17 protein-coding genes are annotated in these 17,356 nt (G+C 71.1%); 5 read left to right on the top strand and 12 right to left on the bottom strand.

The genetic code is table 11. The annotated features are described in order from the left end of the window. Window positions 1-82 precede the first annotated feature (82 nt). Window positions 83-727 (bottom strand): TetR/AcrR family transcriptional regulator, encoded by a 645-nt coding sequence (locus ACLBWP_RS06510; protein ID WP_447654551.1) that lies wholly within the window; start codon window positions 725-727, stop codon window positions 83-85. A gap of 122 nt (window positions 728-849) precedes the next feature. Between ACLBWP_RS06510 and ACLBWP_RS06505 the strand changes: the two genes are divergently transcribed. Continuing rightward, window positions 850-1,161: an antibiotic biosynthesis monooxygenase gene (locus tag ACLBWP_RS06505; RefSeq protein WP_447654550.1), complete on the top strand. Its 312-nt coding sequence runs from the start codon at window positions 850-852 to the stop codon at window positions 1,159-1,161. A gap of 129 nt (window positions 1,162-1,290) precedes the next feature. On the opposite strand, the gene ACLBWP_RS06500 is transcribed toward ACLBWP_RS06505, so the two are convergent. Both ACLBWP_RS06500 and ACLBWP_RS06495 read right to left on the bottom strand, forming a co-directional pair. Then, window positions 1,291-1,902 carry a class I SAM-dependent methyltransferase gene (locus ACLBWP_RS06500; RefSeq protein WP_447654549.1) on the bottom strand — a complete coding sequence of 204 codons (612 nt, stop codon included), beginning with the start codon at window positions 1,900-1,902 and terminating at the stop codon, window positions 1,291-1,293. Window positions 1,903-1,912: 10 nt separating this feature from the next. Further along, window positions 1,913-2,092 (bottom strand): hypothetical protein, encoded by a 180-nt coding sequence (locus tag ACLBWP_RS06495; RefSeq protein WP_447654548.1) that lies wholly within the window; start codon window positions 2,090-2,092, stop codon window positions 1,913-1,915. 71 nt (window positions 2,093-2,163) lie between these two features. Here ACLBWP_RS06495 and glgX point away from each other — a divergent pair, with 71 nt between their 5' ends. After that, window positions 2,164-4,182 carry a glycogen debranching protein GlgX gene (gene glgX / locus ACLBWP_RS06490; protein WP_447654547.1) on the top strand — a complete coding sequence of 673 codons (2,019 nt, stop codon included), beginning with the start codon at window positions 2,164-2,166 and terminating at the stop codon, window positions 4,180-4,182. Between the two features lie 100 nt (window positions 4,183-4,282). Further along, on the top strand, window positions 4,283-5,287 hold the full coding sequence (locus ACLBWP_RS06485) for a YdcF family protein (RefSeq protein WP_447654546.1): 1,005 nt from the start codon (window positions 4,283-4,285) through the stop codon (window positions 5,285-5,287). A gap of 23 nt (window positions 5,288-5,310) precedes the next feature. On the opposite strand, the gene ACLBWP_RS06480 is transcribed toward ACLBWP_RS06485, so the two are convergent. Next, window positions 5,311-6,057, bottom strand: coding sequence for an alpha/beta fold hydrolase (locus tag ACLBWP_RS06480; RefSeq protein ID WP_447654545.1), 747 nt, complete (start codon window positions 6,055-6,057; stop codon window positions 5,311-5,313). Between the two features lie 52 nt (window positions 6,058-6,109). On the opposite strand from ACLBWP_RS06480, the gene ACLBWP_RS06475 reads away from it, so the two are divergent. Beyond that, window positions 6,110-6,517: a MarR family winged helix-turn-helix transcriptional regulator gene (locus ACLBWP_RS06475; protein ID WP_447654544.1), complete on the top strand. Its 408-nt coding sequence runs from the start codon at window positions 6,110-6,112 to the stop codon at window positions 6,515-6,517. A gap of 74 nt (window positions 6,518-6,591) precedes the next feature. On the opposite strand, the gene sufU is transcribed toward ACLBWP_RS06475, so the two are convergent. From sufU to ACLBWP_RS06455, 4 genes are all read right to left on the bottom strand, one after another. Beyond that, on the bottom strand, window positions 6,592-7,041 hold the full coding sequence (gene sufU / locus ACLBWP_RS06470; protein WP_447654543.1) for a Fe-S cluster assembly sulfur transfer protein SufU: 450 nt from the start codon (window positions 7,039-7,041) through the stop codon (window positions 6,592-6,594). Continuing rightward, the gene (locus tag ACLBWP_RS06465; protein WP_447654542.1) at window positions 7,038-8,402 is read right to left on the bottom strand and encodes a SufS family cysteine desulfurase; all 1,365 of its coding nucleotides are present in this window, start codon (window positions 8,400-8,402) and stop codon (window positions 7,038-7,040) included. The genes sufU and ACLBWP_RS06465 overlap by 4 nt, the downstream gene beginning before the upstream one ends. 109 nt (window positions 8,403-8,511) lie before the next feature. Then, complete coding sequence (locus ACLBWP_RS06460; RefSeq protein WP_243563113.1) at window positions 8,512-8,724, bottom strand: antitoxin; 213 nt, start codon at window positions 8,722-8,724, stop codon at window positions 8,512-8,514. Between the two features lie 230 nt (window positions 8,725-8,954). Then, window positions 8,955-10,238: a chloride channel protein gene (locus ACLBWP_RS06455; RefSeq protein WP_447654541.1), complete on the bottom strand. Its 1,284-nt coding sequence runs from the start codon at window positions 10,236-10,238 to the stop codon at window positions 8,955-8,957. Window positions 10,239-10,320: 82 nt separating this feature from the next. Between ACLBWP_RS06455 and ACLBWP_RS06450 the strand changes: the two genes are divergently transcribed. Continuing rightward, on the top strand, window positions 10,321-11,490 hold the full coding sequence (locus tag ACLBWP_RS06450; protein ID WP_243563111.1) for an ROK family transcriptional regulator: 1,170 nt from the start codon (window positions 10,321-10,323) through the stop codon (window positions 11,488-11,490). Window positions 11,491-11,570: 80 nt separating this feature from the next. Here the strand turns inward: ACLBWP_RS06450 and ACLBWP_RS06445 are convergent, their stop codons facing one another. The 4 genes from ACLBWP_RS06445 to ACLBWP_RS06430 form a co-directional block, all read right to left on the bottom strand. After that, entirely contained in the window at window positions 11,571-12,944 is a 1,374-nt protein-coding gene (locus ACLBWP_RS06445; protein WP_447654540.1) for an ABC transporter substrate-binding protein, read from the bottom strand. Window positions 12,945-12,958: 14 nt separating this feature from the next. Continuing rightward, window positions 12,959-13,912, bottom strand: a complete 954-nt coding sequence (locus tag ACLBWP_RS06440) for a carbohydrate ABC transporter permease (protein WP_447654539.1) — start codon at window positions 13,910-13,912, stop codon at window positions 12,959-12,961. Window positions 13,913-13,937: 25 nt separating this feature from the next. Next, window positions 13,938-14,906 carry a carbohydrate ABC transporter permease gene (locus ACLBWP_RS06435; protein ID WP_447654538.1) on the bottom strand — a complete coding sequence of 323 codons (969 nt, stop codon included), beginning with the start codon at window positions 14,904-14,906 and terminating at the stop codon, window positions 13,938-13,940. 182 nt (window positions 14,907-15,088) lie between these two features. Next, a complete protein-coding gene (locus ACLBWP_RS06430) occupies window positions 15,089-17,320 on the bottom strand; it encodes an alpha-galactosidase (RefSeq protein WP_447654537.1) in 2,232 nt (743 codons plus the stop codon). Window positions 17,321-17,356 lie beyond the last annotated feature (36 nt).

The following is a 17,356-nucleotide window of genomic DNA, read 5'->3' as shown; positions in this document are numbered from 1 at the left end:
AGCACGCAGCGGTCGCGCGCGGGCGGAGCTCGACCCGTGGCGCCGCATCGGTCATCGCGCTGTCGACTCGCGACCGCTGCGCTCAGCTGGTTCGGAGACCGGCGAGGATGAGGTCGACGCCGGCGGTGAACTGCAACCGGTCGTCGTGCACGTCGAGTCCCGCCGCGAGACCGCGCATGAAGGGGAACGTCGCCGGGTCGAGCTGTTCCCACTGGACGGCGATCCCGCGGAGGACCGCGGTCCGGTCCGTGTGACGCCCGAGCAGCCGCGCTCCTGCCGCGTACTGTCCGGCCAGACCCAGCACGGAGTTCACCAGTGTCGAGACCGCGTCGAACTGCGCGGGCTCTGCCACGCCGAGTTGTCGGATGCGTTGCCCGATCGTCTCGAAGAGCTGGATGACGGCGATCTGCCACGGTTCCCGGACGAGCTGCGCTCCGAGCCAGGGGTGGGCGTCGATCGCGTCGAACACCGCGAGTGCTGTGGCCCGGATCGCGCTGGCCGGATCCGGGTGAGCGGGGGCCTCGGCGATCGCGCCGGCGATGATCCGCTCAGCCGCCGCGCTGAGCAACTCGTCCTTGTTCGCGACGTGGTGGTAGATCGCTCCCGGTCCGGTCGCGAGGCGGGCGGCGAGCAGCCGGAACGTCAACGCGTCCTCACCCTCCGCGTCGAGGATCTCGATCGCCGCGTCGACGAGACGCTCCTGTGACAGCGGGTCTGTTCGTCGCACGGGGCGCGTCCTGTTGCTGGGCACGGTCCATCTTGACACGTCGTGGAACGTCGTTCCATACTTCTTCTGGAACGCCGTTCCAACGAGCATCGGACGGATGCCGTCACCGCGAAGGAGTACCGATGTCCGAAACGACCAGACCCGGGGTGTTGCTGATGATGCGGGCGGTCCCCGGCGAAGGCGATGCGCTCGCGCAGCTGCTGACCGACGTCCACGACGAAGCGGACGCCGATGGCCCGGTCGACTGGCTCGTCATGCGCGAGGACGAGGATCGAGACGTCATCCGGATCGTCGAGTTCTACCGCGACCAGGAGTCGTTCGACCGTCACTACGCCGAGTCGAACACCGAGGTCGAGCAGCGGCACGAGCGGATCATCGACCTGCTCGGGGCCGCTCCCGAGCGCGTCCTGCTGCACCCGGTCGCCTCGAGCTGACGTTGAGCCCACAGCGCCCCTCCGGCGCACGTCGCACCCCCGCACACACACCGCGCCCCGTCGCTGCGGGGCGCGGTGTCCGTCAGGGAGTGCGATGCGGTCAACGGACGCGGCGAGCGCCGCGCGGACTCACGACGACAGCAGCCGAGCGACGATCGCGCCGTGCGGGCGCGGCCGGTCACCCGGAACGCTGCGGGTGTGGGTCTCGAGCACCTCGAAGCCCGCTGCGTCGAGGACTGCGGCGAGCGCCGCGGGCGACCAGCGCCACGCGGTGGTGACCGCGTGGTCGAAGGGCTCCACGGCAGCGCCGGTGAAGAACCCGACGAGCAGTCCCCCACCGGGTTCGAGGACCCGCGCGAACTCGGCGAGCACGGCTGGCAGCGCCGCGGGCTCGTGGTGGATGAGCGAGTACCAGGCGAGCACGCCGGCGAACGCGTCGTCCGGAGCGGTCAGGGCGCCGAGGTCGCCGACCTCGAAGGTCAGGGCCGGGGACGACCGGCGTGCGTGGTCGACGAACACCGGGACCGCGTCCACCCCGACGGCGTCGCACCCGCACTCGACCAGGTGCGCGGTCCAGTGCCCTGGTCCGCACCCGGCGTCGAGCACGGCGCCGTCCAGGCCCCGCGCCCACCTGGTCACCAGGTGCTCGTCAGCGGGGTGGACGTGCGCCATCGTGCCGAGCTGCTGCGCGTACTCTGCCGCCCGTTCCGTGTACCGGCGGACGACGTCGTGACGTACCACGGGCCTCCCGTCAGAAGTGCATACGGCCCCGTGCCGCTTCGATCTCGGCCTGGCGGAGGGCCTCGGCGACCTCCGGGTCCGACCCCTCGAACCGGCGGGACCGCGCACCGAGATCGGTGGACCGGTGCAGCAGGAACCAGAGCACCAGCAACGCCGTCAGCACGATCCCGGCCCCGATCCACCACCACATGGTGATCACCGTACGCGACGGGGTACGGGGACCGCCCGCAAGCACAGCGCCCCGTCAGTACAACTGGACCCATGACCTCTTCAACGCGATCGCCGCTCGGCGTCACGCTCGTCGACGGCGGCGCCAACGTCGCTCTCTTCTCCACCACCGCCGACCGTGTCGAGTTCTGCCGCTTCGACGACGACGGGACCGAGCACCGCACGGAGCTCACCCACCGCACCGGCTACACCTTCCACGACATCGTGCCCGAGGTCACCGTCGGCACCCGCTACGGCTTCCGCGTGCACGGCCCCTGGGACCCCGCGAACGGCCTGCGCCACAACGCCGCCAAGCTCCTGCTCGACCCGTACGCCACCGCGATCGACGGCACCTACGAATGGGGCCAGGCACTGTTCGGCCACGACATGGAACACCCCGACCAGATCGACGACACCGACTCGGCGAGCGCGATGCCGAAGTCCGTGGTGGCCGACCGCACGTTCGACTGGGAGGGCGACACCCACCCGGGCACGAGCCTGGCCGACAGCGTCGTGTACGAGGTGCACGTCAAGGGCTTCACGAAGCAGCACCCCGACGTCCCCGAGGAGATCCGCGGCACCTACGCCGGCCTGGCACACCCGGCGGCGATCCAGCACCTGGTCGACCTGGGCGTGACGGCGGTCGAGCTGCTGCCGACGCACCAGTTCGTGCAGGACTCGACCCTGCTCGACAAGGGCCTGCGCAACTACTGGGGCTACAACTCCATCGGGTTCTTCGCGCCGCACGACGAGTACTCGTCCTCGGGCACGGCCGGCCAGCAGGTCGCGGAGTTCAAGCAGATGGTGAAGGCCCTGCACGCCGCGGGGCTCGAGGTCATCATGGACGTGGTCTACAACCACACCGCCGAGGGCAACCACATGGGCCCGACGCTCTCGTTCAAGGGCATCGACAACCCGTCGTACTACCGCCTGGTCGAGGACGACGGGTCGAGCTACTTCGACACCACGGGCACGGGCAACTCGCTCAACGTCGCGCACCCGACCGCACTCGGGCTGATCGCGGACTCGCTGCGCTACTGGGTCGAGGAGATGCACGTCGACGGCTTCCGCTTCGACCTGGCCACCACGCTGACCCGTCAGGACAACGAGGCCAGCCGCCGCTCGGCGTTCCTCGACATCATCCACCAGGACCCCGTGCTGCGGACGGTCAAGATGATCGCCGAGCCGTGGGACACCGCCGGCTACCAGGTGGGTGGGTTCCCCGCCGAGTGGTCCGAGTGGAACGGCAAGTACCGCGACGACATGCGCGCGTTCTGGCGCGGCGACGAGGGCATCCTGGGCGACGCCGTCCAGCGGTTCCTGGGCAGCCCCGACGTGTACGAGGGGTCGCGCCGCGCACCGGTCTGCTCGGTCGACTTCGTCACCGCACACGACGGGTTCACGCTCGCCGACCTGACGATGTACGCCGACAAGCACAACGAGGCGAACGGTGAGGACAACAACGACGGCGAGAGCAACAACACCTCGTTCAACGGCGGCATCGAGGGGCCGACCGACGACGGCGCCGTGAACGACTACCGCGACCGGCAGCGTCGGAACTTCCTCGGCACGCTGCTGCTGTCCGCCGGTGTGCCGATGATCCTGGGCGGCGACGAGATCGCCCGGTCGCAGGGCGGCAACAACAACGCCTACTGCCACGACGACGCGATCTCGTGGTTCGACTGGGCCGCTGCCGACCAGGACCTGCTGGCGTTCACCCGCTCGGCCATCGCCTTCCGCAAGGAGCACGTGGCGCTGCGTCCGGAGTGGTACCGCACGGCACCCGGTGACTCGCCGTCGACGGTGTCGGTGCTGCGCGCGGACGACGCGGGCTTCGAGGACGCCGACTGGGCCGACGTCGGCAACCGCGCCGTGATGCTCGTACTCGAGCAGGGCGACGACACGGTGGCCGTGCTGCTGAACGCGTCCGAGACGACGATCGAGTTCACCCTGCCCGCCAAGCCGGGCGGTGGGACGTGGTCGCTCGGGCTGTCGAGCGACCCGGACCAGCGGGTCGACGGCGACGCCGCGACCCTGCTGGTGCGCGACGCGTCGTTCACCGCGCTGGTCTAGGCGTTCCCACCCCGCGGACAGGAGGCTCGGTGCCAGCTGGCACCGGGCCTCCTGTCCGTGAGTCCGTCAGTCCGTCAGTCCCGACCGTTAGGTTCGTCCCGTGGTCCTCCTCGCGTTCGCCGTCGTCTGCGCACTCGGCTACGTCGCCCTGCGGCGACGCGACCGCCGGATGCTCCGCAACGGCGTCCTGCTGCTCGGTGCGCTGTTCTTCGGCGTGCTCGGCGTGGTCGAGGTGGTCGCGACGCGGTTCCCCGCCGTCCAGGTCCTGCTGGTCGGTGCGATCCTGCTGTTCCCCGTGGGGGTCGTCGTGCTCGCCGGGTTCCTCATCGCGAACGGCGTCCGGATGTTCCGGCGCGAGGGCCGCAGCCTCGGCAACCTGCTGTCACTCGTGGTCGGCTTCGGTCTGGTCGTCGTGATCGCCGCACTCGCCGTGCTGTTGCGCTCGGGGTCGACGTTCGGCGAGGCGGCGTTCCTGCTCGTGCTCGCCGTCGCCGGGTACGTCGGCATCGTGTTCCTCGTCTTCCTGCTCTCGGCCCTGGTGTACGGGCACGTCGACAAGCCCCGCGAGGCCGACGTGGTCGTCGTCCTGGGCTCCGGCCTGGTGCGCGGGCAGGTCCCCCCGCTCCTGCGGTCCCGACTCGACAAGGGCATCGCGGTGTGGCGGCACTCGGTCGCGCGGGGCCGGTCGACGGTGATGATCCCGTCCGGCGGACAGGGTCCCGACGAGTCCCGCGCCGAGGGAGCGGCCATGGCCGAGTACCTCGTGGCGCAGGGGGTCCCCGAGACCGCGGTCCTGCCCGAGACCCGGTCGACGAACACCGACGAGAACCTGCGGTTCTCGCAGCGCGTGCAGCAGGACGGGGGGCTGACCGGGTCGGTGGTGGTGGCGACGAGCAACTACCACGTCATGCGGGCGGCGATGCTGGCGCGGAGCATCGGCAGCGACGCCGAGGTCGTCGGGGCCCGCACCGCCCGCTACTACGTGCCGAGTGCGTTCCTGCGGGAGTTCGTGGCCGTCGTCGCCGCGCACCGGGTCGCGCACGCCGTGGCGCTGGCTGCGGTCGTGGCGTTCTGGGTGTGGGTCGTCGTCACCGAGGTCGTCTGACCCGCACCGTCCGCCGTCGCACGTCAGTGCGCTGCGAGGAACCGGTCGATCGCCGCCCAGGTGTCCTGCGGCGCCTCGAGGTGCGGCAGGTGTCCTGCTGCCGGGACCTCGACGAAGGCCGCGCCCGGGATCGCGGCTGCGAGCGCGCTGCCGTACCCCGGCGTGACGATCTGGTCACTCGCACCCCAGACCACGAGCGTCGGGACGGTGATCGCTCGGAGCCGCTCAAGCAGCGATGGGTCGCTCATCCCGCGTCCCGCGAGGGCGGCCATCGTGGCACCGTTCGACTGCTGGACGGCACGCTGCTCGTCGGTCGCCGCGGCCGGGTCCCGGTAGCCGCGCTCGGGGTCGTGCCAGGCGGCCTCGGCCAGCCCGCGGGCGTCGAGCGCGAAGAAGTCGGCGACGGGCTCCCCCGGCACCACGACTCCGACGGCGTCGATCACGACGACCGCGCCGAGCACACCCGCGAACCGGTCGTCCGCCGCCGCCTGCACCGCGATCTCGAGGGCGATCCACCCGCCGATCGACGAGCCGACCACGACGGCGTCCCGGTCACCGTCCGTCAGGAGTCGCTCCAGGTACAGCGCCGCGAGGTCCGCCACCGAGGCGATGTCCTCGGGGCGCTCAGTGCCCTCCCAGCCCGGGTGCGTGGGCGCGACGGCGTGCATCGTCGGGGCGAGGTGCGCCACGATCGGTGCGACGGTCATCGGTCCACCGCCCCCGTGCAGCACGAGTGCGGTCCGGGTGGGGTCCGTGGTGGTGGGGTTCATCGTCGCGTCCTGTCTCAACATGTTTATCTACGTGTGTTGATACGGTAGCACCATGACGACGGACCTGGAACGACTCGGGCAGGCGATCAAACGCACGCAGTGGCGCAACCACCGCACGATGGACACGGCGCTCCACCACGTCGGCGTCACCCTGGTGCAGTGGGACGCGCTGCGGGCGATCGACCGGATGCCCGGCGCCTCGGGCCACGACCTGGCAGTCGCGACGTTCCAGAGCGATCAGGCGTTCGGCACGCTCGCCACCCGCATGGTCGACCGCGGGCTGATCGTCCGGTCGGCGGGACAGGGACGGCGGATCGAGCACGCGCTGACGCCGGCCGGCCGCTCGGCCCTCGACCAGGGACACCGGATCGCCGGCCAGGTGCTCGACGACCTCTTCGCGCCGCTCGGCGAAGCCGAGCGGCGGACGCTGGCCGATCTGCTGGGCCGGTTGGCGGGGTGAGGCCGACACCGGCGATGAGACGGGAGGCCCGTGGCGGGGCCGCCGCGCGCCTCCTGTCCGTCAGGCGGTCGCGGTCAGCGGGCCGCGGTCGCCTCGCGGGCGGCAGCCTCGGCCGCGACCCAGGCGAGCATGCCGCACTTGACGCGCATCACGAACTTCGAGACGCCGTGGAAGGCGACCAGGTCCTCGAGCACGTCCTCGTCGGGCTCGCCGACACCGCGGGAGCGCATCATCGTGCGGAACTCCTCGGTCAGGGCGAGCATCTCCGGCACGGTGCGACCGACGGCCATGTCCGTGAGCACCGAGGCGGACGCCATCGAGATCGAGCAGCCGTCACCCTGCCAGGCGATCGCCGCGATGCGGTCCGTGCCGGGCTCGAGGCGCACGCTGACGGTGATCTCGTCGCCGCAGGTCGGGTTCCGTTCGAAGTGCGAGGCATCGGCGTCGGGCAGCGCGGTGTCGCCGTGCCGGGCCTTGGCGTGGTCGAGGATCACCTGCTGGTACAGGGAGTCGAGGGCGTTCACGCGGTGACCCCCTCGGTCGGTGCGTCGGCGCCGAAGTACCCGCGGACCTCGCCGACGGCACGGACGAACCGGTCGACGTCCTCGTCGGTCGTGTAGACGTACGAGCTGGCGCGGCTGGTCGCGGTCAGTCCCAGTCGGCGGTGCAGCGGTTGGGCGCAGTGGTGGCCCGAGCGGACGGCGATGCCCTGGGCGTCGAGGTACTGCGACACGTCGTGCGCGTGCACGCCGGCGACGTCGAACGACACCAGTCCGGAGCGCGGGACCCCGGCGGGCGGGCCGACGACCGTGACGCCGGGAACCTGCGCGAGCCCGTCGAGCATGCGTTGGGCGAGGTGCTCCTCGTGCGCGCGGACGCGCTCCATGCCGATGCCCTGCAGGTAGCGGACGGCCTCGGCGAGCGCGACGGCCTGGGACACGGGCTGGGTGCCGGCCTCGAAGCGCTCGGGCGCGGGCATGAAGTCGGTGTGCTCCATCGTCACGGTGGTGATCATCGAGCCCCCGGTGCGGAAGGGCGGCAGCGCGTCGAGCAGCTGCTGACGGCCCCACAGCACGCCGATGCCGTTCGGGCCGAGCATCTTGTGTCCGGAGAACGCGGCGAAGTCGACGTCGAGCGCCCGTACGTCCAGCGGCCGGTGCGGAGCGGACTGGCACGCGTCGAGGACGACGAGGGCCCCGACGGCGTGGGCAGCCGCCACGACCTCGGCGACGGGGGCGATCATGCCCGTGACGTTCGACACGTGGGCGATCGCGACGACCTTGGTGCGCTCGGTGATCAGTGCGCGGGCGTCGTCGGCGCTCCAGCAGCCGGTGTCGTCGACGGGCACCCACCGCAGGGTCGCGCCGGTGGCGATCGCGAGTTCCTGCCACGGGACCAGGTTGGCGTGGTGCTCGGCCTCCGTCACCAGGACCTCGTCGCCCACGGTGAGCCGGAAGCGCTCGGCCGCGGCTCCCCCGCGCCCTCGGCTGGCGTTGACGATGCCGTACGCCACCAGGTTGAGGGCGTCGGTCGCGTTGGCGGTCCAGACGACCTCGGAGGGGCTGGCCGCGCCGACGAAGCCGGCGACGGTGGCGCGGGCGTCCTCGTACGCGTCGGTGCTCAGGGCGGCGAGGGTGTGTGCGCCGCGGTGCACGGCCGCGTTGTCGTGCTCGAGGAACCGGCGTTCGGCATCGAGCACCTGCCGGGGGCGCTCGGCGGTGGCGCCGGAGTCCAGGTACGCCAACGGGAAGCCGTTCACCTGCTGGTCGAGGATCGGGAAGTCGCTGCGGATCCGTCGGGTCTCGGCGTCGGTGAGCGGGCGGTCTGGCGCGTGGATCGTCACGGGGATGGTTCCTCCTGCTGTCGTCGGGGACAACCGCTCCATGGTCCCCGTTGTTCCGGCCCGAGTCCAGCCGGGCTGCTGCCGGGCAGCGGTCGGCCCCGGTGCCGTGCTGGCTCCGGGGCCGTGTCGGTGCTGGTCGGTGCCGGCGCGACTACTGGTTGCCGATGTGCTTGTCGGCCGAGTCGCGGGCGCCGTCGATCTTGTCGTCGAACTTGCCGCCGGTGGCCTTCTTCACCGCGTCGGCCACGCCGTCGAGGACCTTGTCGCTGACGTCCTCGGCCTTCTCGCTCTTGAGCGCGTCCTGGACCTTGCCGTCCTTCAGGAACTCCTGCGCCTTCTTGGTGATGTCGTCGAACCCCGCCATGTGCGTGCCTCTCGCTCCGACGCGGGGCCCGCTGCCCCGGCGTGTGCGGCCGATGGTAGGCCTCCGGCGGCTCCCCGGTGCGCGCGCGCGGTTCGGCGCCGAGTCTCGGCCCCGCGGACAGAACTCGGCTTCCGGACGCCGCACAGTGTCCGCCAGGCCGAGACTCGGCGAGCGCCCGGGCCAACCGGGGCCGCGCGGGGCCGCGCGGGCCGCGCGGGGCCGCGCGGGCGTCAGGCCATCTGTGCGCTGCGACGGCGCGCGAGCACGAACCCGACCGCGACCGACCCGGTGACCGCCAGCAGCGACGGGATCAGGATGTCGGTGCCCTGCTGGGTGAACTCCACGACGAGCACGAGCGCGGTGAACGGCGCCCGCATCGTCGTCGCCAGGAACGCCGCGGCACCGATGAACGCGAAGGACGCCAGCCCCGGGCCGTCCGCCGGCCAGAGCAGCAACCACGCACCGCCGAGGAACCCGCCGAACGCCGACCCGATGGCGATCGACGGCGTCAGGGTGCCCCCGACCGCGCCGGCGCCGATCGTGGCCGAGGTGGTGATCGTGCGGACGATGCCGAGCACCAGCAGGAACAGGATGGGCGCCATCCCCATCGTGGTGCCGTCGTCGAGCGAGGTGTTCATCGCCAGCACCCCGAGCGCCCGCCCGTTGCCCAGGATGTCCGGGAACGGCACGGCGATCAGCCCGACCATCGCGAACACCAGGGGCAGGACGACGAGCAGGTGCCACCCCTTCGGCGCGAGTCCCTGCAGCCGGTTCGTCAGCTTCACGAACCCCACCCCGGCCAGGCCGAGCACCGGCCCGACGACGATCGCCCAGACGAGCAACGACGGCGACATCGGCATCGCGGGCACGTGGTACAGCACCTCGTCGGGGATCGCCAGGCGTGCGACCAGTGCCGCGATCGCACTCGTGGCGAACGCCGGCAGCGCGGTCGACAGGGTGAGTTCGCCGAGCAGGACCTCGACCGCGAACAGCGCCCCACCGAGTGGTACGTCGTACACGGCAGCCAGGCCCGCGGCGGCACCGCACGCCACCAGGATCTTCGTCTCGCGTTCGGTCAGGCCGGCCCGGCGGGTGACGACCTGCGCCAGCCAGGCACCGATCTCGCGCGGCGCGACCTCTTTGCCGATCGATGCGCCGAGCCCGACCGCCAGGATCTGCACGCCGGAGTTCGCCAGGGTCACCAGGGACGGCATCCGCTTGCCCCCCACGGCTGCCGTCACCGCGACGGTCGGACGCCCCCAGCGACGCAGCGCCCACCAGGCGAACGCGGTCAGGACACCGGCGGCGACGAGCGCCAGGAACCGGTTCGGCGCCGAGGGGGCGTCGGCTGCCTCGAGGTGCCCACCGAACGGGTACCCGAACGCGACGAACTGGATCAGCTGCAGCGCGAGCCACACCGCGACTCCGGCGATGCCGCCCGCGATGCCGACCAGTGCGGTGACGACGGCCAGCTTGACGGCCCAGATCGGTGTCGCGTGTGCAGCGTGCGGCATGTCAGGAACCCTACCGGTGGCCCGCGCCGCGCCCGCACCGGGACGAGCCTGCGGGCCGCCACCGCGCCCTAGGCTTGCGACCGTGCTCGACACCTCCGACCCAGGACACCCGCGCGCCTGGCAGCCCCTCGCCGGCAGCGCGCAGGCCGTCGTGCTCGAGGTCCTGCGTGCGGGCCCGCGCCCGCGCACCGAGCTCGCCGCCCGGCTCGGCCTGTCCGGTCCGAGCCTGTCGCGCATCACCCGTCCGCTGCTCGAGTCCGGGGTCCTGGTCGAGCGCGACGGCATCCAGCAGACCGGCACCGGCAGACCGTCCATCCCGCTCGACATCGACGCGGACGCACATCACTTCATCGGCGTGAAGCTCACCGGCGACGGACTGTTCGCGGTGTCGACCGACCACCGGGGTCGGGTGCTCACCGAACGCGAGGAACCCCTGCCGGACCGTGACGTGTCGGCCGTCGTCGCGCGCATCGCCGCAGTCGTCGCCGACGTCACCGCGACGGACAGCCGGATCCGGGCGCTCTGCGTCGCAGTCGGCGGCGCCACCGAGGGCCGCAGCACGATCCGGCGTGCACCGTTCCTGGGGTGGCAGGACGTCCCGCTCGCGGCCCTGCTCACCGCCGCCACGGGCCTGCCCGCGTCGGTGGAGAACGACGTCCGCGCACTCACCCACGCCGAGCACTGGTTCGGCGAGGGCCGTGACCACCGGTCCCTGGCGCTGCTGACCGTCGGCGCGGGCATCGGGCTCGGGCTGGTCGTCGGGGACGCCGTCGTCGACGGGGCGCACTCGACCGCGGGCAGCATCGGGCACCAGCGGCTCGGCGGTGCGGTCGGCGCATCCGACCTGCAGTGCGAGTTCGGCCACCGCGGCTGCGCGCGGGCGGTCCTCAGCGCACGCGCACTCGCCCTGACCGGCAGCCGGGCGCTCGACCGGACGGTGACGGCCGCCGAGTTGCTCGACGTCGCGCGACAGGGTGACCCCCGGGCCCGCACCGTCGTCGACACCGCCGCCGAGGCGCTCGGCCTGCTCGTCGCCGACGTCGTCAACGTCGTGGATCCCGAGGTCGTGCTGCTGTCCGGCGAGCTGGTCGGGATCGCCGAGGTCGGCCGCGATGCCCTCGACCGCTCCGTCGAGGCGGCTCGACACTGGTCCACCCCGGCCCCCACGCTGATCGCACAGCCGTTCCGGTTCAACGAGTGGGCCCGCGGCGCGGCCGCGGTCGCGATCCAGATGCACGCGCTGGGCGCCTGACACCGCACCCCACACCGGACGGGAGGCCCGGTGCCAGCTGGCACCGGGCCTCCCGTCCGGTCGTGGTCCGGACCACCCGCCTAGGTGAGCGCGAGCAGCGTGTTCACCTGCTCGTTCACCGCGGTGAGCGACGAGATCGGCTTGCCGTTGGCGTAGATGTCGTCGAACGCCGGCTGCACCAGCGCCTGCACGTCGGCCGGGTTGCGGGTGACCGGGAACAGGAACGTCGTCTTGTCGTCGACCTGCTCGGTGAACGCCGCGACGTCGAGCCCGCGCTTGGCGAACGCGGCCACCGCGGCGTCCGTGCCGGCCCGGCGTGCCGGGAACACGATGCCGGCACGACCGACGATCCGCTGCGCGGCGTCGCTGCCCAGGTACGCGACCCACTTCGCCGCGGCCTCGGGGTGCTTCGCCTGCTTGGTGATCGAGTCGCCCAGGCCGTTGAACATCGACGCACGATGCCCGACCGGACCCGACGGCGTCGGTGCGATGCCGACCGTGATGCCGGGCAGGTTGGCGTACGTGCCGATCATCCACGAGCCGTTGAACGACAGCGCGACCTTCTTCGACCCGAGCTGCACGTCCGGGCCGGTCGTGGTCGAGAAGACGCCGTACTTGGGCATGTAGCCCTTCTCGGCCAGCCCGAAGTACCACGAGATCGTCTTCTGGAACCCGGCGTCGTCGTAGCGGAACTTGTTCCCCCACGGGTTGCTGTTCGTGTAGTACCAGTCCGTCGACCCGGTGAACGGCGACCACTGCGTCTGCCCGAAGCCGTCACCGCCGCTGCCGTTCGCACTCATCCCGTAGACGGCGACGTCGTTCCTGTCGAAGCCGGGCTCGTCCCCGCGGCGGCCCTTGCCGTCGATGGTCAGGTGGGCGACGGCCTGCTCGAACGTGCCGCCGTCGTCGGGGTTCCACTGCAGGGCGGCCAGGTCCGCGGCGGAGTAGCCCGCCTTGGCGATGACCTTCTGGTCGTAGAACATCGCGATGGTGTCCCAGTCCTTGGGCGAGCCGTAGCGGTGGCCGTCCTTGCCCTTCCAGAGCTGTGCGAGCCCGGACTGGTAGTCGTCGTCGCGGATGGACGACGTCGCCTCGAGCTCGTCCAGCTTGTACAGCACGTCGAGGTCGGCGAACTGCGGGAACTTCGACAGGTGGTCGGTGAACACGTCGGGGGCGGTGCCGGCGATGAAGCCCGCGGTGAGCTTCGTCCAGTAGTCGGCCCAGCCGAGTTGGGTGATCTTGATCGTGATGTCCGGGTTCTCCTGCTCGAAGGCCTTCGCGACGGCCTGGTACGCGGGGAGCTGGTTCGCGTCCCACAGCCAGTACGACACGGTGCCGGTCGCGCCGCTCTTCGGGTTGACGGCACCGGGCGACGAGCACGCGGCGAGCGCACCGAGGGCCAGCGCCGAGGCGCCGCCGGCGAACAGCGAGCGACGGGTGATGGAGTTCGTCATGGTCGTGGGGTTCCCTACTTGATGCCGGAGAAGCCGATGGAGTTGACGATGCGCTTGGCGAAGACGCCGAACAGCACGATCATCGGGAGCGCGGCCACCAGGGTCGCCGCCATCAGGCCCGCCCAGTCGGTGCCGGACTGCGGGGACTGCGACTTGAAGACGCCCAGCGCCACCGTAAGCACGCGGGAGCTGTCCGTGTACGACACCATCAGCGGCCAGAAGTAGTCGTTCCAGGCGGTGATGTACGTCAGCACCGCCAGCGTCGCGATCGGGGCGGACGCCATCGGCAGGATGAGGCGGAAGAACACCCGGATCTTGCCCGCACCGTCGATGAGTGCGGCTTCTTCGACCTCGCGCGAGATCCCGAGGAAGAACTGCCGCAGGAAGAACACCGCGAACGGGGTCATGAGCATCGACGGCAACGAGATCCCGAGCAGCGTGTCGACCAGCCCGAGCGACTTGATCAGGGTGAAGTTCGGCAGGAGCGTGAAGATCGTCGGGACCATCAGCCCGGCCAGGAACACGCCGAACACCTGGTCGCGTCCGGGCCAGCGCAGGCGGGCGAAGGCGTAGGCCGCCGCGGCCGAGAAGAACACCTGGCCGACGGTGATCATCGTCGCGGTGATGACCGAGTTCAGCAGGTACTGCCAGAAGTTGATCGCCGCGCCGGAGCCGCCCTGTGCGAGCGCCTCCTTCGTGGACTGCAGGCCGAACACCCGCTCGAAGCCACCCAGGCTGAACCCGGTCGGCAACAGCGAGGTGGGGTCGGCGGAGATCGCGCCGTTCGAGGACAGCGCGGTGCGCAGGATCCAGTAGAACGGGAACAGGGTCACGGCGATCACGGCGATCATCGCGATCCAGGCGACCACGCGGCCGACGCTCGGCTTCGGACGCGGGGCCTTGGCGCCACGGGTGGTGACGGCGCGGGTGGTCGTGGGTTCGACCACCGGGGGCAGGGTGCTGGTCATCGTCGACTCGCTTCCGTGGTCCGGGTCAGTCCAGGTCGCTCTCGCTGGAGCGCGAGAGTCGGTACTGGACGACGGTGATGATGCTCAGGACGACCAGCAGTGCCACCGAGACCGCAGACGCGTACCCGAACTGGAACCGGCCGAACGCCAGGTTGTAGATGTAGTTCTGCACGACGTTCGTGGCGTTCGCCGGTCCGCCCTGCGTGGTGATGGCGACGGTGTCGAACACCTGGAACGACCCGATGACCGTGATGATGAGCACGAGCGACAGGATCGGGCGCAGCAGCGGCACCGTGATCCCCCAGAACATCTTCCACTCGCTGGCACCGTCGATGCGGCCGGCCTCGTAGACCTGCTCGGGCAGTGCCTGCAGGCCGGCGAAGATGAGCAGCGCGGTGTAGCCGACGTTCCGCCAGACGTTGATGAACGCGATGGTCGGGATGCCCCACACGTCGCTCTGCAGGAACGGGATCCGCCCGACGCCGATCGCGTTGAGGACCTCGTTGCCGATGCCGAGCTGCGTGTCGAGGATCCACAGCCAGATGAGCGCCGCGACCACGTTCGACACCAGGTACGGCGCCAGGACGATGCCGCGGACGAACGTCGACTTGGTCAGCCGGTGCATCATCACCGCGATGAACAGCGCCAGCACGGTCTGGAACCCGATGTTCAGCAGGACGTACTCGACCGTCACCGCCATCGAGTGCCAGAAGATCGAGTCCTGCAGCAGGCGCTCGTAGTTCTGCAGGCCGGTGAACACCGGCGGCGTGAGCAGGTTGTAGCTCGTGAAGCTCAGGTAGATGCCGCGCAGGGTCGGCCAGAGCAGGAACAGGGCGAACCCGACCGAGGCCGGGGCGATGAAGACCAACGCCAGCCACAGGTCGTTCCGACGGCGGCGCTTGGGGTTCGACACCCCCGCGCCGTTCTGCGTGACCGGTCGGCTTCGCCGGGCACTCGTCGTCAGGGTTGACGACAACGGTGTTTCGGTGGCCATCGTGACTCCTTCGTCAACGCGGTTTCCTCGGGGGCGTCGGCCTCCGGATGCCCTTAGTGTTGCCGCGCAATAAAGGCTTGTCAAGACATTTCCGGCACCGAGACGGACAGGAGGCCCGTGGTGACGTCACCACGGGCCTCCCGTCCTGCAGGTGGGTCCCTGCTCCCGCCGGTGGGCGGCCGTCAGACCGCCGTCACCCGGAACGGCACGACGCGCTCGGCGGACAGCGCCGGGGCCTCGAGGCCGACCTCGGTCAGCACGCGGCCGGAGAAGACGCGGTCGCCGGACCACCAGACCGGCGCCCGGACGCCGTCCGCACCCGTGCCGATCAGCAGCGGGTCCACGCGGTAGCGCGTGTCCGGGTCGAGGTCGCGGAAGGTGATGCGGCCGCGCAGGCTCACCTCGGAGCTGCCCAGGGAGGCCAGGAAGAACAGTGCATCGCGGCGGTCCGGGGCGACCACGCCGTAGACGTTCTGCGTCGCGTCGACCTGGTCGACACGCACCAGGTCGCCCCCGTGCAGCAGTGGACGGACCTGCTTGTACAGGGCGATCCACTCGGCCAGGTCACGTTCCTCGGCCTCGGTCGCCGTCGACAGGTCCCACTCGATGCCGAGGTGCCCGAAGATCGCGGTGCCGGCACGGAAGGACAGGTCGTGCCAACGCCCGGTCGTGTGGTTCACCCCACTGGCGATGTGCGACCCGAGCAGCTCCGCCGGCAACAGCTGCATCGTCCAGCGGTTCATCTGCTGCCGCTCGAGCGGGTCGATGCAGTCGGACACCCACACCCGGTCGGTGTGTTCGATCACGCCGAGGTCGACGCGGGCACCACCGGACGAGCACGACTCGATCTCGAAGCCCGGGAACCGGTCCTTGAGCGCTGCCATCAGCCGGTAGGCCGCCAGGGTCTGCTCGTGCACCGCGGCACCACCGCCCGGGCGTCCGGCCTCGACCAGGTCGCGGTTGTGGTCCCACTTGACGTAGTCGATGCGGTACTCGTCGATGATCGACGTCATCCGGTCGAGCACGTACTCGTACGCCTCGGGGATCGCCAGGTTCAACACCTGCTGGTGGCGCGAGCGGATCGGCAGGCGGCCGTCGGCCTGCATGATCCACTCCGGGTGCGCGCGTGCCAGGTCGCTGTCCTCGTTGACCATCTCCGGCTCGAACCACAGGCCGAACTGCATCCCCGCCGCGCGGACGTGCTCGACGAGCGGGGTCAGCCCGTCCGGCCACACCCCCTCGTCGACGAACCAGTCGCCCAGGCCGGCGAAGTCGTTGCGGCGGTGCCGGAACCAGCCGTCGTCCAACACGAACCGCTCGACGCCGAGCCGGGCGGACCGGTCGGCCAGGTCGCGCAGGCGGGCCAGGTCGTGGTCGAAGTAGACCGCCTCCCACACGTTGATCGTCATCGGACGGTCGGAGCGCGGGTGCTGCGGGCGGCTGCGCAGGTGGGTGTGGAAGCGCCGTGCCTGGGCGTCGAGCCCGTCGGCGTAGGCACCGTAGACCCACGGTCCTGCGTACGTCTTCCCCGTGCCGAGGCGGACCTCGCCGGGCAGCAGCAGCTCACCGCCGCCGACGACCTGCTTGCCGTTGAACAGGCGCTCGGCGTGGTGGCGGTGGTTGCCGCTCCACGCGGTGTGCACGCCCCAGACCTCACCACGGGCGAAGCCGAACCCGGGCACCCCGACGCTCAGCACCGTGGCGGCGTCGGCTCCGGTGCGGCCCTTGCGTCCTTCACGCTCGTGGATGCCGACCACCAGCTCGCTGCGCTGCGGCGTGCGCTCCTTGCCCCAGCGGCCGGCGAAGTCGAGCACCTCGCGCGCCCGGGTCGGGACCGGCAGGGCGACCGTGACGTCGTCGACCGTGTACGTGCCCTGGCCGGTGTTCGTGACGGCGGCCCGGGTGCGGACCAGGCCGGCGGGCAGCAGTTCGATCTCCAGCCGGACGGCCAGGCCCGCGGTGGGGTCGGTGGCCTCGACGATGACCGTGGCGGGGCCGGCGTCGATGCGGGCAGGGATCTGGCGCTCGTGGGCGTCGTCCTGCCGCTCGGCTCCTGGTTCCGTCTGGTGCGCTTCACCGTGCACGTCGAGGCTCGTCGTCGTGAACTTCGGCGACCAGTCGTGGCCGTCGCGGTGGCCGCTGATGCCGGGCTTGCCGGACCACCCGGCGTGCGGCTCGGGCAGGACGGCCAGGCGGATCGGCTCGTCGACCGCGTTCGACACGACGGGTTCCCGGCCGGACTCCACCAGGTTCGTCAGGTCGTCGGTCGACATGACCCCGAGAGCGGCACCCCAGTGCACGATCGCGGGCAGCTGGCCGGCCGTGCAGTCGAGCACGAGCGACACCCCGGCAGCGGTCAGGTGGACGAGGGCATCGGGGCGGTCGTGGTGCGTCGGCTGCGCGTGCTGCGTCATCGGAGCTCTTTCTTTTGTTTCGCAACTATGTGCGCT

This window comes from Microbacterium sp. M1A1_1b (genome assembly GCF_053345565.1).
The sequence above is the reverse complement of the archived record's forward strand: the minus strand, read 5'-3'. Positions and strand labels throughout refer to the sequence as shown.